Genomic DNA, 13165 nt, shown 5'->3' with positions numbered 1-13165 from the left:
GGCGCCCGTAAAAAGGCCGGGATCTGTAAAGAAAAACCCCGGCATCGGTGATGCCGGGGTATATCATGCTTCACGGATATGTCTATTTGGAATTGGTATAATTAAAGGCCAATAGACCGTTGGCAGGCAGTCAGTGTGTTCTTCAGCAGACAGGCAATCGTCATCGGTCCGACACCGCCCGGGACCGGGGTAATGGCCGAGGCAACGGCGACAGCCGAAGCGAAGTCGACGTCACCGACCACTTTTGACTTCCCGTCCGGCAGAGTGACCCGGTTGATGCCGACATCAATCACCACGGCGCCGGGTTTCAGCCAGTCGCCCTTCACCATTTCTGGGCGGCCAACGGCGGCAACGACAATATCAGCTTCGCGGCAGACTGCGGGTAGATCCTTGGTCCGTGAATGGGCGACGGTGACGGTGCAGCTTTCCTGCAGCAGCAGTTGGGCCATCGGCTTGCCGACAATGTTCGACCGCCCGATCACCACGGCGTGCATGCCGGACAGATCGCCCAGCCGGTCTTTCAGCAGCAACGAGCAGCCGAGCGGGGTGCAGGGCACCAGTGCCTTGCCGCCGGTGGCCAGTAGCCCGGCATTCATCGGGTGGAAGCCGTCAACATCCTTGTCCGGGCGGATGGAGGCGATGATCTTATCGGCGTCGATATGCTTCGGCACCGGCAGCTGCACCAGAATCCCGTGAATGGTCGGGTCGGCATTCAGGCTGTCGATCAGGGCCAGCAGATCGGATTCCGGTGTGTCGGCGGACAGCTTGTGTTCCACCGACTTCATGCCGCACTCGACGGTCTGCTTTGCTTTGTTCCGCACATAGATCTGGCTGGCAGGATCTTCACCGACCAGCACCACGGCCAGGCCCGGCTGCACACCGTGGCTGGCCTTCAGGGCCGCGACATCAGTGGCGATCTGGGCCCGCAGGGTGGCGGCGAATGCTTTGCCGTCGATCAGTTTTCCGGTATCGGCGGTGGGGGCGGCGGTGGTCATGACGGCATCCTCTGGCGCAGGTGGTCGAGCAGGGTTTGGGTGTCGCCATGGACCAGCAGGGTTTTGCGGCGGTCCGTGGCCCCGGCGATGATTTCAAAGCCGCTCTTAGGCAGTTTCCATGCTTTCGACAAGAGCTGAATCAGGGCCGCATTGGCTTTTCCGTCTTCGGGAACGGCGGTGACGCTGACTTTCAGCACCTGTCCGCCGTCTGCTTCGTCCGCCAGACCCTGAATGGCATCGCGGCTGGCTTTTGGGGTCAGGCGGATCTGCAGCCGGACCCCGCCCGTTGCAGCGCACAGCGGGCTGGAGGGGGCGGCCATTAGAGGCCGCCCATCGCCACCCGGAACATCAGCTGCGACAATACGCCCTGCACAAACCACAGGATCAGGATCATCGCCATCGGGGCGAGATCAATGCCGCCAAGATCAGGGATGATTCGGCGCAGCGGACGCAGCGGCGGCTCAGTGATCTTCCAGAGAAGAGAGCCGACGGTGTCAACAAAGCGGTTGCGGGTGTTGATGATACCAAAGGCCGTCAGCCAGCTGAGGACGGCAGAGCCGATCAGCGCCCAGATAAACAGGTTGATGACGACATTAATAATCTGTAGCAGCGGAATCAGGATGACGGTCATAGTGAAGGCGCTGTCCCTGAAAAATCTCCGGCCCGGCAGGCCGGTTCTGTCCTTAACCCTAATCAGCAGATCCGGGCCGGGCAAGGGGGGGAACCTGTGCAGAGGGGCTAAAAAACCTCAGGGATTGAAAAAAATGATAAAAAGGCGTTGACAGGGGGGCGGTGAATGGGGATTATGCGCGCCTCACGGGGCCGTAGCTCAGTTGGGAGAGCGCAGCAATCGCACTGCTGAGGTCGAGGGTTCGACTCCCTTCGGCTCCACCAATCAAAACCCGCCGACTAAATCGGCGGGTTTTGTATTTTCCAGCCGATGACAGTCCGGCTTAATGATTTTCCGGTTTTGATGGTCTCACGGTCGGAAACGCAGCGGTGCCCTCGCGTGGCAGGCTTTCCGTGGCAGAGGGGATAGCAGCATGCTCGGTCAGGAAGACGCCGCGATGAAGGTGTTGGTCACCGGGGCCACCGGGATGGTTGGCCGCGCACTGATGGCGGCCCTGACGGACCGTCCGGGGATGACGCCGGTTGCCGGGGTGCGTGCCCCCGGGTATGCCGGTCCGCATCTGGTGCTGGGGGATCTGTCCCGACAGCTGATCCTGCCGGATGCTGGCCTGCCGGTGGATGCCGTGATTCACACCGCTGCCCGTGTGCACCAGATGACCGAAACCGCAGCAGATCCGCTGGCGGCCTATCACGCCGTCAACACCCGGGCAACGCTCGATCTGGCGCGGGCAGCCGTGCGGGGTGGGGCGAAGCGGTTTGTGTTTGTCAGCACCATTAAAGTGAATGGGGATGGCCGGGAGACTCCGTATCGTCCCGATGAGCCCGTGATGCCGCCGAGGGATCCCTATGGGGCATCAAAATATGCGGCGGAACAGGGATTATGGGCGCTGGCCGCAGAAACCGGGCTTGAGGTGGTGGTGGTGCGGCCACCGCTGGTGTACGGCCCGGGGGTCGGGGCCAATTTTGCCAGACTGCTGCGGGCGGTGGACCGGGGAGTGCCGCTGCCTTTCGGTCTGGTTAACAACAGGCGGAGTCTGGTCGGCCTGCAGACCCTGACGGATGCTCTTCTCACCGTGCTGACGCATTCGGCGGCAGCGGGAAAGACCTATCTGGTCAGTGATGGTGAGGATGTGTCCAGCGCCGGTCTGGTCCGGGCGATGGCGCAGGCTTTGGGGCGGGCACCGCGTCTGCTGCCGGTGCCGCCGTCGCTGATGCGTCTGGCCGCGCGGCTGTTGGGAAAAGAGGCGCAGGTCAACCGCCTGCTCGGTTCCCTGACCGTTGATCTCTCGGCCCTGCGGCAGGACTGTGACTGGTCTCCTCCGGCGACGGTGGCGGCCCAGTTGGCTGCCACCGTCCGCTGGTACCGGGATCAGGCCTGATCAGGCCTTTTTTCCCGCAATAACCCGCAGCAGGGCCAGCCAGGGCTCCAGCGCCAGCATGTGGGTGCCAAGGGTGGTGATCAGCTTTTCCGGGGTCACCGGCGGGGTCAGGGTAAAGCGTTCGCCATAGACAGCCCAGCCGTCAGCCCGCAGGGAGATTGGCAGACCGCTGGCGCAGGCGGCTTCGATCACCTGCAGCAGGGCCAGTTTCCGCTGGGGATTGTCTGCGGGCAGTGCGACCAGCGGGGCGGCGACAACCAGCGATGCGGCACCGTCTGCCTCGTGGAAGCGGCATGCCCACGGCAGATCAAGGCAGGTGAACGAAAATGTCAGCGGCCCGATGGTCCGTAAGACCTGAATGGAGCCGGCATCATCAACGGCCAGCGCTTTCAGGCTGACGGGTTCCAGATGACGGCGGATAGCGTCACTCATACTGTTGTTCTTTCCTGCCTGCGGTGCCGACTGTTCCGCCGTTGCGACGCCGGTTTTATTTTCCGCCGTGCACCGGTTATCCCCTTATGGAACGACAATAGCATGGGCAGGGCGCGCAGGGAATTCCGCTGCGCTGTGCATTGGTGCTTTGCCGCAGGCGCGCAGACGTCTATTCTGTCTGCGGCGGGAAGACCGGTTTCGCGAACTGTCGCGGGCTGCCCGGCCATTTCCCGCTCCGCCGGAATCCGGATGAATCTGGTCCGGCGATCCTGACTGATCAGATGATAGGTTCAGCGTGCAAGTCATTCAAATTCCCTGGACGCGCTATGTGCTGCCGCCCCTGCACGAAGAAGGCCCGCGCTTTCTGGCTGTGTTCGCCGTTGTCACTGCCCTGCTGTTCTGGGCGTGGTGGCCTCTGGGGGTCGCGGGCTCTGCCCTGACCGTGTGGTGCTATTTCTTCTTCCGTGATCCGGTCCGCTATATCCCGTCGCGGCCCGGCCTGATCCTGTCGCCCGCCAGCGGCGTGGTGCAGATGATCGGCCCGGCTGTCCCGCCGGTGGAACTGGGCATGGGCGATCAGCCGATGACCCGCGTGTCGGTGTTTATGAGCGTTTTTGACTGTCACGTGAACCGCATTCCCGCCGGGGGCGAGGTGCTGAAGGTGGCCTACCGGCCCGGCCAGTTCCTGAATGCGACGCTGGATAAGGCCAGCGATGACAACGAGCGCAATTCCCTGCGTCTGCAGTTTGACGATGGCCGCGAGATTGCCGTGGTGCAGATTGCCGGTCTGGTGGCGCGGCGTATCCGCTGTGATGTCCGCGACGGCCAGAAGGTCTCGACCGGTGAACGTTTCGGCCTTATCCGATTCGGCTCGCGGCTTGATGTCTACCTGCCGGAAGGGGTTAACCCGCTTGTGGTGCTGGGGCAGTCCTGCATTTCCGGTGAAACGATCATCGCCGATATGAACAGCGCCGAACCGGCCCGCGAGGGGAGCGCGATCTGAGATGGCGATGGCCGTTAAGAGCCTGTCTTTCAACCGGATGCTGCCCAATCTGATCACGCTGCTGGCGTTGTCTGCCGGGCTGACGGCCATCCGGTATGGCCTGCGGGAAGAGTTTGAACGCGCGGTCATCGCCATTTTCTTTGCCGCAGTCTTTGATGGCATCGATGGGCGGATTGCCCGGATGTTGCGCTCCACCAGCAAGTTCGGGGCAGAACTGGACAGCCTGTCCGATGTGGTCAGCTTCGGCGTGGCCCCGGCCCTGCTGATTTATATGTGGACGATGAGCACTGCCGGCAGTGTCGGCTGGGCGGTCTGTGTGATTTTTGCCCTGTGCATGGCGCTGCGGCTGGCCCGCTTCAACACCATGCTGGGGGAGCCGGATCTGCCGTCTTACGCCCACAATTACTTTGTCGGGGTTCCTGCTCCGGCGGCGGCTTTCCTCGGCATTCTGCCGATGGTGCTGTCGTTTGAGTTCGCTCCCGGCTTCTTCTCCAGCCCGGTTCTGGTCGGGGCGGTGATGCTGCTGGTGGCCTTCCTGATGGTCAGCCGGATCCCGACCTTCTCGATGAAGCGGTTCCGGGTTCCGGCCCGCTGGGTGGTGCCGTTGATGGTGGTGGTCGGTCTGCTGGCGGCTCTGCTGGTGACCGAGCCCTGGGCGACGCTGGGCCTGATCGGCGTCGTTTATCTGGGCAGCATCCCCTTTGCCGCATCTTCGTTCCGGCGTCTGAAGGCCCGGGCCGATGCTCTGGGCGAAGATGTGGTCGCTAAGGAGGCCACCGAGGAAGATGACGGTGTTGCCGAGGACCGGAAGTAAGATCTTCTGTTGATAAAACCGCCCGCCCGGATCCCTTCCCGGCGGGCGGTTTTGCTTATGGGGCGACCGGCATCAGTAGCCGGACGGCGGCAACGGTGGCCACCCCGGCCCCGAGGGAGACCACGAAGGGCAGACGCAGGGCGGCCAGAGTGGCGGTGACGCCACCCCCGGCCCAGGCTGCGGGCCCCCCGGCGACCACCGCAGGGACCACCAGCGATACAAAAATGGCACCGGGAACGTGCTTCATCCATGCTGTGAGAAAAGGCCCGGCCTGTACCCGGCGGATCACGAAGAAGCCCCCGGCCCGCACCAGATAGGTGGCAGCCCCCATGGCCAGAATGGTCAGAGCGGTCATCAGATCAACGGACATCGCGCCAGGCTCCGTACAGGCTTCCGGCAAGGCCGCCGGCAATCAGATACCACGTCCCGGGGAGAACCGCGTGGGCGGCGGTGGCGGTGACGGCGGCAATCAGCCAGGGCGGCAGATCCCGACGGCCGGTCCACATCGGTACCAGCAGGGCCAGAAACGTGGCCACCGCAACAAAATCGAGGCCGAAGCGTTCGGGTTGTGGAATTGCCGCCCCCGATAGATGGCCGAGAATGGTGGTCAGCAGCCAGACCACATACAGGGTCATCCCAGCGCCGATATGAAAGGCGGCATCGGTCCCGCCCCGGCGCATTTCCGCCATACTGAGGGCCCAGTTCTCATCGGCGGTAAAAAACAGCGAGCCATAGGCCCGCCCTGTGCCAACCGGGCCCAGCCACGGCGCAAGGGCGGCGGTCATCATCAGATAGCGCAGATTGATGATGACGGTGGCAGCGGCCAGCGTTGCCAGCGGCACTGGGTGTTGCCACAGCTCCACCGCCAGCATCTGGCTGGCCCCGGCAAAGACGATGGCACTCATCAGGCCGAGTTCGACGGTCGATAATCCTTTCTGGGCAGCGGCCAGCCCCAGCGCCAGCCCAAAAACCGACAATCCGGCGGCGACAGGCAGCATAGCAGTGACACCCCGGCGGAACCCCTGCCGGGTGAAGAGAATACGGGACTTTTCCGCCATCGTGGCGCCATCCTCCGCGAGGTCAATCAGGACAGGGGCCGGAATACTTCGGTGCCCTCTGAGGGGTACTGTGCCTCAGCCGTTCTGGCATTTCTTGAACGATCCTGACTTTTTGTGCGGTCCGTTTTCAGCGGGCATTAGCCCGGCGGAAGGCCCCCGGTGTCACGCCGTGGGCGCGACGGAACTGGCGGGTCATATGGCTTTGATCCGCAAAGCCGCAGGACTGTGCCACCGTGGCGGGGGCTTCCCCGGCCCGCAGGCGGGCCGATGCCTGTTCGATCCGTTTCAGAATCTGATAGGCGTGCGGGGGAACGCCAAAGGCCTTGCGGAAAGACCGCGCCAGATACAGCGGTGACAGCCCGGCCAGCCGCCCCAGATCTGCCAGAGAAAGGTCGTCGGCGGGGTGTGCATCCAGATAGGCCCGCACCCGGCGGACTGCCGCCGGTTCGCGCCCGGCCGGGGTTCCGTCCGGACGGGTGACGGCATGGCGGCGGATCAACCGCGAAATCAGGCCGCGGAGCTGGGTGTCCCGCTGCAGGGCACTTTGGCCGGGCAGCTCCGCTGCCGCATGGAAGGCCCGCAGATCTGTTGCCAGATCCGGGTCATCAAGGACCGAAGACAGAAACAGCGGGGCCCCCGGCCGACCGTCTTCCGCGGCAACATCACTGAACAGCTGCGGATCAAGATAGCAGATCCGCCGTTGCCAGCTTTGCCCGCGCACCACGGATTCGCCGTCGTGGACATCCCCGGGGTTAACCACCACCACCCGGCCCGCCGGGGCGATCTGCAGGGCCCCGCGGTGCCAGAACTGTTCCGCCCCGCCGGTGGTGACGCCAAACACATAACGGTCATGGGTGTGGCGGTCATAAGCGTGATGAGTGAAGCTGGCATGCATGAACTCAGCCGCCCGCCCTTCCGGCACGCGCCAGAACCGGGTCCAGTCCGTTTTCGGCCCGGCCCCCTGCGGCGGATGCGCAGAGAATGGCAAGGGGGACAGGTCAGGGGGCAGGGGCGCGGGGGGCATGGTCATCCGTTCAGGGGTGGGCGGGACGGCGGTTGGTGCAGAGCATACCACAGACAATCAGCGCTACGCCGCAGGCAACCGGCAGACCGGGCCGCTCCCCGAAGGCAACGACCCCGGCCAGAACCCCCATTGTCGCGCCGACATAGCCGATCTGGCTGAGGTAGACCGGCCCGGCAGCCCGTTGCAGGGCAAAGAAGGCGACATACATCAGGGTGGAGGCCAGCCCCTGCGCAATGACAGACCAATGCGGCAAACCGGTCAGCAGCCCCTGATACAGGCCCAGCGGCAGCACCCACAGGGCGGCGGACAGCAGCATACCGGCGGCCAGAGTCAGTGGTGCGGCCCCGGCAGGCCATGACCGGCTGCGATAGACATTCCCGATCGCCAGACAGACCGGGATCAACAGGGCCAGTCCCATCCACAGCATCTGTGCGCTGTCACCGTTCAGGCTGAACCGGCTGAAGACCAGCGTCACGGCCCCGGCCAGTCCGAACAGAATGCCCAGACTGCGCCAGCGGGTCAGGCGCTCGTACCCGATCAGGGCTGCCAGCCCAAGAGTGAACAAGGGGGGCAGAGTATAGGTCAGGGCCGTCATCCCGGCCCCGAGCGGGACCACCACCACCATGATCAGCAGATTGGGCAGCCCGAGGGAGATCAGGCCGGCAATCAGGCTGTAGCGCAGATGCTGACGCTGCAGGGGCTGGCCGCGCAGCAGGGCGATGGCCCCCAGCAGCAGTCCGGCGGTCAGGCAGGTCCAGAACACAAACACGGCGGAGGGTATGCCTGCCCCGGCGGCAACCCGTGACAGCGGGGCAAGTGTGCCAAGGATGCTGCCGGTGATCAGCAGCAGAACCGGCGGCGAGGAAAGCAGGGCAGGCTTCGGCATGGGGGAGTCCTGAGCAGAAGGAACGTCATGGGGCTGGCAGGGGCCCTGTCTTCTGGATGATGGTCCGCCGGGGAAACATCATGCTACAGGCGAAAGGCAAACACAGTGTTTCCCTCAGCGAAACAGTGTCAGCGGCCTTCGCGCCACCACAGCAGAATCAGGCTGCCAATACACAGGAGGAACCCCGGCAGCAGCGGCAGAACGGGCACCTGCCGGACTCCGGCAGCGGCTGTTTCTCCGTTGCGGCGCAGACCGATCCAACTGCCGTCGGATGCGGCGTGACGGCGGTTGTCGGCAGAGGTCCGGCGCAGGCCCGGCAGCCCGTCCTGCAGCCACAGCACCGCGCCGCCGGTGACCTCGGCAGCCGGGATCAGGCGCTCTGCCGTAGCCGTCAGGGCCTGATCTTCCAATGCGTCCGGCGGGGCGACGGCGGCGACGGCAGAGCGGGTGCCATCGCTGACCCGGTACACGCCGGGGGTGGCGGCGGCCAGAGAGGCTCTGGCCCGCCCCGGTCCGTTGGCCGACAGGGGCAGCGGGCTCTGCTGTCCGTCCGGGGTAGTCAGGGTCAGGGACGCTGCCGGGGTGGCGGACAGGCTGCGCCGCTCTGCCAGCAGAGTGGTGCCTTCATTGCGCAGGGTCAGGGCCTCTTCTTCAAGGTCTGGTTCCTGCATCAGCCAGTGGGCGGTCCGGCGGATCAGGTCGGTCTGGGGGCCGCCCCCCTGCCATCCCCGTGCCCACAGCCAGATGGTGTCAGACAGCATAAGCCCGACCCGCCCTTGCCCGACACGGTCGACCACCAACAGCGGGGCTCCGTCCGGGGTCTGCATCAGTGTGTGACCCTGCCGGGCGGCGGTGTCGACATAGCGCAGCCACGGCCCCCACTGAGGGGGATGGGCTGTACCGTTCCAGCCGGGCAGCGCGGCTGTCACCGGGTGCCGCTCCCCCACCGGACTGAGGGCTGGCAGGAAGGGCCCGGCCACGGCCCGGCCACGGGGGCTGACCGGCAGGATTTCTGCCAGCGGACTGTCATACAGGCTCGAGGCTTCGGAAAACTCCGGCCCGACCGCCAGCAGCAGCGCGCCCCCGGTGCGGACATAGGTCGCCAGCAGCCGGAAAAAGGCAGATGGCACCAGAGCCCGGCGGGAGTAACGGTCAAAGATCACCAGATCAAAGTCCTTCAACCGTTCCTCAAACAGCTCCTGTACAGGAAAAGCGATCAGCGCCAGCTCGTTCAGGGGGGTGCCGTCATCCTTCAGCGGCGGGCGCAGGATGGTGAAGTGGACCAGATCAACGTTGGGGTCAGACTTCAGCAGGGTCCGCCAGGCCCGCTCCCCGACGGTCGGTTCGCCGGAAATCAGCAGAACCCGCAGCCGGTCACGGACCCCGGCAATGCTGACAGCCTGACGGTTGTTCAGCGGGCTGATTTCATCGGGGCGGACCGGTACCGACAGATCGGTCACGGTCGCGCCGCCATGGCGGAGTGTGACGGGAAGGGTCACCGGCGGACCTGCCGGGATCTCCAGCGTGGCGGTGCTGCCGTCATCATGACGGAGCGTCAGGGGCAGGGTGCTTCCGGCAGGCAGGGCCGGGTCTTCCAGCCGGACGGTGATGGAAACGGTTTTTTCCACCAACCCGAAGGCGGGTGCCGAGTCGATAATCAGGCGGCGGTCACTGTCTTCCAGGCTGCCGGTCAGCAGGGTATGCACCGGGGCTGAGAACCGCCGGGCGATCTCCGCCGGGGCATCATCATGGATCTGACCGTCGGTGATCAGCAGGGCCCCGGCCCGCCGGTGCGGGGGGACATCGGCGGCTGCCTGTTCCAGTGCGGTCAGCAGGCGGGTCCCCCGGTGTTCAGGCGCATTGCTGGCGCTGATGGTCCGCACCTCAAGACCGGCCTGTGTCCGCAGATGTCCGGTCAGGGCAGTGACGGCCTGATCCCGCTGGGCGGCCCGCCCGCTGAACTCCATGCTGCTGCTGGTGTCGCTGACCACGAAGGCAACGTCGGGCAAAGGCACCCGCTGTTCCTGCACCACATAGGGATTGGCCAGCAGGACCAGAAGGATCAGCCCCGGCAGCGGTCGCAGGGACCATCCCGGCTGCCGCCGCAGGGCTGCCAGTGCGGTCAGCAGCAGGATGACCGCCAGCAGCGCGGCCAGTCCCCAGAGCGGTATCAGCGGGGCCCAGCCAAGACTGGACAGGGTGAGGGTGCCGGGGGTCATTGGGTCAGGCGCTCCATGATCGCCGGAAGATGAACCTGATCGGCCTTATAATCGCCGGTCAGTGCATACATCACCAGATTGATACCGGCCCGGAACGCCAGTTCGCGCTGCCGTTCCCCGCCGGGCACCACCGGCAGCAGCGGTCGGCCCCGGGCATCACGGGCCCAGGCTCCGGCCCAGTCGGCGGCCCCGATGACCACCGGCGAAACGCCCTGTCCCCGGGCTGCGGCCTGCCCGATCCACGGGGCGCTGTCGTCCACCCGTCCGGGCAGACCCGGCAGAAGATAGAAAGAACGGGTCACGACGTGATCCACCGGCAGGCGGCTGACCGGCGGAAGGTCAAGCGCCTGTATCACCCGGCGCAGGGCCGGGGTCTGATCCGGCCCGCGGGAGTCAAACACCAGCAGTCCGCCTGCGGCCAGATAGCGGGCAATGGCCTGCCGTACCGGCTCATCCGGCGTCGGCGTGGCATCGGTGATGGCCCAGTAAATCAGAGGATAGAGGCTGAGCGAAGGGCTGTCCGGCGCGACGCGCGCCGGTTCCCCCAGTTCGGCAGCGGTGCGCTGGGCCAGAACTTTGGTCAGCGCCGACAGACCGGACTGGACGATCAGGTCGGTATCGGCAACGCCGGAGGGCAGCCAGCCGATCCGGGTCTCCAGCGCCGCCTCCAGATCCGCATCCGCCGCCCGCCCCGGAGCCGGGAACGCGCTGAGGCCCGCCAAGATCAGCACACAGGCGGCGGCGATCCGTCCCCGGCCACCCCGCATCAGCAGGCTGATCAGGCCATCGGCCAGCAACAGCAGCAGCGCGGCGGTGAACAACGGTCCGCTGAGATCCCGGTCCGCTGACAGGGTGGCAGCCGGGGATAGGCCAACCCCCGCCGGAACCTGTTGCAAAGGGCTCAGGTCGGGGGATGCGCTGTCACCGATCGAGATGGCCTGCAGGCGCCCTTCCCGCCCGTACAGGCCCGGCGGGGTGGCCGGGCCGGGGGAGGGAGGCGGGCCATCCGGAGGCAGGGGGCGGACATCGGGCCCCGGCTGCTGCCAGTGACCGAGACCGTCCAAAATCCGCTGCGGTGGCAGGGGGGAGGTCCTGCCGCTGACACGGTCGTCGTCGGGCAGTCCGGAGGACAGGGCCAGCAGGCGGCTGATCATCTGCGGGAAGATCCCGGACAGAGGCAGGGTCCCCCAGTCGGTGTTGGCTGTGGTGTGAAACAGCACCAGCCAGCCCTGTCCCAGACGGGCGCCGGTGACCAGCGGCGTGCCGTCAGACAGCCGGGCCCAGGTGCGGCCCGGCAGGTCCGCCAGCGGTTCGGCGAGCACCTGAGCGGTGATGGTGACGTCAGGGGCGGGGGGCAGACCGGCGAAAGGGCCATCCGCTGGGAAAGGTGCCAGAGACAGCGGCTTTTCCCACGACAGCTGACCTCCCATCGCCCGGCCGCCGCTGCGCAGGGGGACCGGCAGCAGCGGGTCAGCAGTCCGGGGGCCGGTCTGTTCGGCCAGAGCAGTGTCCGCAAAGCGGATCAGCACCCCGCCGGTCCGCACCCAGCGTTCCAGCGCCTCGGGGGCCGGGGGCAGCCCGCCCGGCAGGATCAGGATGGCCCGGCGCTGATCCAGCAGGGTCTGAACCGGACCGCTGCGCAGATCGGCGCCGTTGCCGAGAGCCCGGCTGAGGTAATAGGGGGCCGACAGCAGGGGGAGGTCGGTCTGGGGACCGCCGGATTCGATCAGTCCGACCGGGCGGCGTTGCCAGCGGTCATCAAGCAGGCTCTGCGCCCCGGCCCCCAGCGGATCACCGCCGGGGCCGGTCAGCAGCAGGCGGCGGACTGTGCCAAGGGCGTCCGCCGGCAGGGGCAGGGTGATTGTCTGGGCCGGTTGTCCGGTCAGGGTCAGCGGACTGGCGGCAATGGTCTGCCCGTTGCGGTCCTCGGCCCGCAGGATCACACCGCGCTGTGATCCTGCCCCGCCCGCTGCCTGCCGGAGTGTGACCGACAGCCCATCAGCTGTGCGGGTCATCTCGGTCAGCAGCAGGGCCTGTGGTCCGGCATCGGGGGTGATGACACGGACCGCGCCTTTCCGCTGCAGGACCTCCAGCAGCTCGGTCTGGCCGGGATGGGTGAGGCCGTCACTGATCCACAGTGTTTCCAGCGGGTCGGGCAGGGGGCGCGTGGTCAGGGCGGTCATCAGGGCCGGCACGGCGGCAGGCCACGGCTGCGGACGGAGATCCGGCAGCCGGGTCAGGGCCTGTGCCGCGCTTTGCGGTTCTGGGGGGGGCGTACCGGCGGCCGTGGCAGCCAGCAGCACCGGGCGGTTCAGGCGGGCTGCCTGTTCCAGCAGGGTCTGGGCCGCCTCCCGCTGTCGGTCCCAGCCGGGAGCGGCGGTCCAGCCGGTATCGACGATCAGCAGCAGCGGATCGCTGCGATGCCCGGGGGCGGTGGCCCCGGTCAGGATCGGACGGGCCAGCCCGAGCAGGCACAGGGCAACGATCAGGGTGCGCAGAATCAGGATCCACAGCGGGGTGCGCTCTGCCACGTTCCGGGGGGCTGTCAGTCCGGTCAGTAGGCGCAGCGGCGGAAAGGTTATCGCTGCCGGGGGTGGGGGAGACAGGCGCAGCAGAACCCACAGCACCGGCAGAATCAGCAGGCCGAGCAGCGCCTCGGGGGCCAGCAGCGTGACCGGCCCGGTCTGTGACGGCAGGGTGGACAGCAGATCAGACAGGTTCATGC

13 protein-coding genes and 1 tRNA gene are annotated in these 13165 nt (G+C 66.3%); 4 read left to right on the top strand and 10 right to left on the bottom strand.

Annotated elements, in window-relative coordinates:
- Positions 1–101: 101 nt before the first annotated feature.
- From folD to G365_RS0117630, 3 genes are read right to left on the bottom strand one after another with little or no spacing between them, the layout of a single operon-like run.
- Entirely contained in the window at positions 102–995 is an 894-nt protein-coding gene (gene folD, locus G365_RS0117640; protein WP_019646865.1) for a bifunctional methylenetetrahydrofolate dehydrogenase/methenyltetrahydrofolate cyclohydrolase FolD, read from the bottom strand.
- Positions 992–1315, bottom strand: coding sequence for a DUF167 domain-containing protein (locus G365_RS0117635; RefSeq protein WP_019646864.1), 324 nt, complete (start codon positions 1313–1315; stop codon positions 992–994). The genes folD and G365_RS0117635 overlap by 4 nt, the downstream gene beginning before the upstream one ends.
- Positions 1315–1626 (bottom strand): YggT family protein, encoded by a 312-nt coding sequence (locus G365_RS0117630; protein WP_019646863.1) that lies wholly within the window; start codon positions 1624–1626, stop codon positions 1315–1317. The genes G365_RS0117635 and G365_RS0117630 overlap by 1 nt, the downstream gene beginning before the upstream one ends.
- Positions 1627–1813: 187 nt before the next feature.
- Between G365_RS0117630 and G365_RS0117625 the strand changes: the two genes are divergently transcribed.
- Positions 1814–1889: transfer RNA gene (locus tag G365_RS0117625), tRNA-Ala, on the top strand.
- Between the two features lie 149 nt (positions 1890–2038).
- Positions 2039–3004, top strand: a complete 966-nt coding sequence (locus G365_RS0117620; RefSeq protein ID WP_019646862.1) for an NAD-dependent epimerase/dehydratase family protein — start codon at positions 2039–2041, stop codon at positions 3002–3004.
- Here G365_RS0117620 and G365_RS0117615 read toward each other — a convergent pair whose 3' ends face one another.
- Positions 3005–3436, bottom strand: a complete 432-nt coding sequence (locus tag G365_RS0117615; protein WP_019646861.1) for a hypothetical protein — start codon at positions 3434–3436, stop codon at positions 3005–3007. It abuts the gene before it with no gap.
- A gap of 295 nt (positions 3437–3731) precedes the next feature.
- On the opposite strand from G365_RS0117615, the gene G365_RS0117610 reads away from it, so the two are divergent.
- The gene (locus tag G365_RS0117610) at positions 3732–4439 is read left to right on the top strand and encodes a phosphatidylserine decarboxylase (RefSeq protein WP_019646860.1); all 708 of its coding nucleotides are present in this window, start codon (positions 3732–3734) and stop codon (positions 4437–4439) included.
- Between the two features lies 1 nt (position 4440).
- Positions 4441–5253, top strand: coding sequence for a CDP-diacylglycerol--serine O-phosphatidyltransferase (gene pssA, locus G365_RS0117605; RefSeq protein WP_019646859.1), 813 nt, complete (start codon positions 4441–4443; stop codon positions 5251–5253).
- Between the two features lie 55 nt (positions 5254–5308).
- On the opposite strand, the gene G365_RS0117600 is transcribed toward pssA, so the two are convergent.
- From G365_RS0117600 to G365_RS0117575, 6 genes are all read right to left on the bottom strand, one after another.
- Positions 5309–5623, bottom strand: a complete 315-nt coding sequence (locus tag G365_RS0117600) for an AzlD family protein (protein ID WP_019646858.1) — start codon at positions 5621–5623, stop codon at positions 5309–5311.
- Entirely contained in the window at positions 5613–6311 is a 699-nt protein-coding gene (locus G365_RS0117595; RefSeq protein WP_019646857.1) for an AzlC family ABC transporter permease, read from the bottom strand. Before G365_RS0117595 ends, G365_RS0117600 begins: the two co-directional genes overlap by 11 nt.
- A gap of 127 nt (positions 6312–6438) precedes the next feature.
- The gene (locus G365_RS22215; protein WP_019646856.1) at positions 6439–7335 is read right to left on the bottom strand and encodes an AraC family transcriptional regulator; all 897 of its coding nucleotides are present in this window, start codon (positions 7333–7335) and stop codon (positions 6439–6441) included.
- Between the two features lie 10 nt (positions 7336–7345).
- Positions 7346–8221: a DMT family transporter gene (locus G365_RS22210; protein WP_019646855.1), complete on the bottom strand. Its 876-nt coding sequence runs from the start codon at positions 8219–8221 to the stop codon at positions 7346–7348.
- 128 nt (positions 8222–8349) lie between these two features.
- Positions 8350–10440: a hypothetical protein gene (locus tag G365_RS0117580; RefSeq protein WP_019646854.1), complete on the bottom strand. Its 2091-nt coding sequence runs from the start codon at positions 10438–10440 to the stop codon at positions 8350–8352.
- On the bottom strand, positions 10437–13163 hold the full coding sequence (locus tag G365_RS0117575) for a DUF4159 domain-containing protein (protein WP_019646853.1): 2727 nt from the start codon (positions 13161–13163) through the stop codon (positions 10437–10439). The genes G365_RS0117580 and G365_RS0117575 overlap by 4 nt, the downstream gene beginning before the upstream one ends.
- Between the last annotated feature and the right edge of the window lie 2 nt (positions 13164–13165).

The organism is Novispirillum itersonii subsp. itersonii ATCC 12639 (assembly GCF_000381985.1).
In the GTDB taxonomy this organism is placed as follows: Bacteria; Pseudomonadota; Alphaproteobacteria; order Rhodospirillales; family Rhodospirillaceae; genus Novispirillum; species Novispirillum itersonii.
Note: the sequence above shows the minus strand (reverse complement) of the source record. Positions and strands in the feature narration are given on the sequence as shown.

Excerpts from the sequence above, each read along its gene's own strand:
- folD (WP_019646865.1), bottom strand. The coding sequence starts at position 995 with ATGACCACCGCCGCCCCCACCGCCGATACCGGAAAACTGATCGACGGC.
- G365_RS0117635 (WP_019646864.1), bottom strand. The coding sequence starts at position 1,315 with ATGGCCGCCCCCTCCAGCCCGCTGTGCGCTGCAACGGGCGGGGTCCGG.
- G365_RS0117630 (WP_019646863.1), bottom strand. The coding sequence starts at position 1,626 with ATGACCGTCATCCTGATTCCGCTGCTACAGATTATTAATGTCGTCATC.
- G365_RS0117620 (WP_019646862.1), top strand. The coding sequence starts at position 2,039 with ATGCTCGGTCAGGAAGACGCCGCGATGAAGGTGTTGGTCACCGGGGCC.
- G365_RS0117615 (WP_019646861.1), bottom strand. The coding sequence starts at position 3,436 with ATGAGTGACGCTATCCGCCGTCATCTGGAACCCGTCAGCCTGAAAGCG.
- pssA (WP_019646859.1), top strand. The coding sequence starts at position 4,441 with ATGGCGATGGCCGTTAAGAGCCTGTCTTTCAACCGGATGCTGCCCAAT.
- G365_RS0117600 (WP_019646858.1), bottom strand. The coding sequence starts at position 5,623 with ATGTCCGTTGATCTGATGACCGCTCTGACCATTCTGGCCATGGGGGCT.
- G365_RS0117595 (WP_019646857.1), bottom strand. The coding sequence starts at position 6,311 with ATGGCGGAAAAGTCCCGTATTCTCTTCACCCGGCAGGGGTTCCGCCGG.
- G365_RS22215 (WP_019646856.1), bottom strand. The coding sequence starts at position 7,335 with ATGCCCCCCGCGCCCCTGCCCCCTGACCTGTCCCCCTTGCCATTCTCT.
- G365_RS22210 (WP_019646855.1), bottom strand. The coding sequence starts at position 8,221 with ATGCCGAAGCCTGCCCTGCTTTCCTCGCCGCCGGTTCTGCTGCTGATC.
- G365_RS0117580 (WP_019646854.1), bottom strand. The coding sequence starts at position 10,440 with ATGACCCCCGGCACCCTCACCCTGTCCAGTCTTGGCTGGGCCCCGCTG.
- G365_RS0117575 (WP_019646853.1), bottom strand. The coding sequence starts at position 13,163 with ATGAACCTGTCTGATCTGCTGTCCACCCTGCCGTCACAGACCGGGCCG.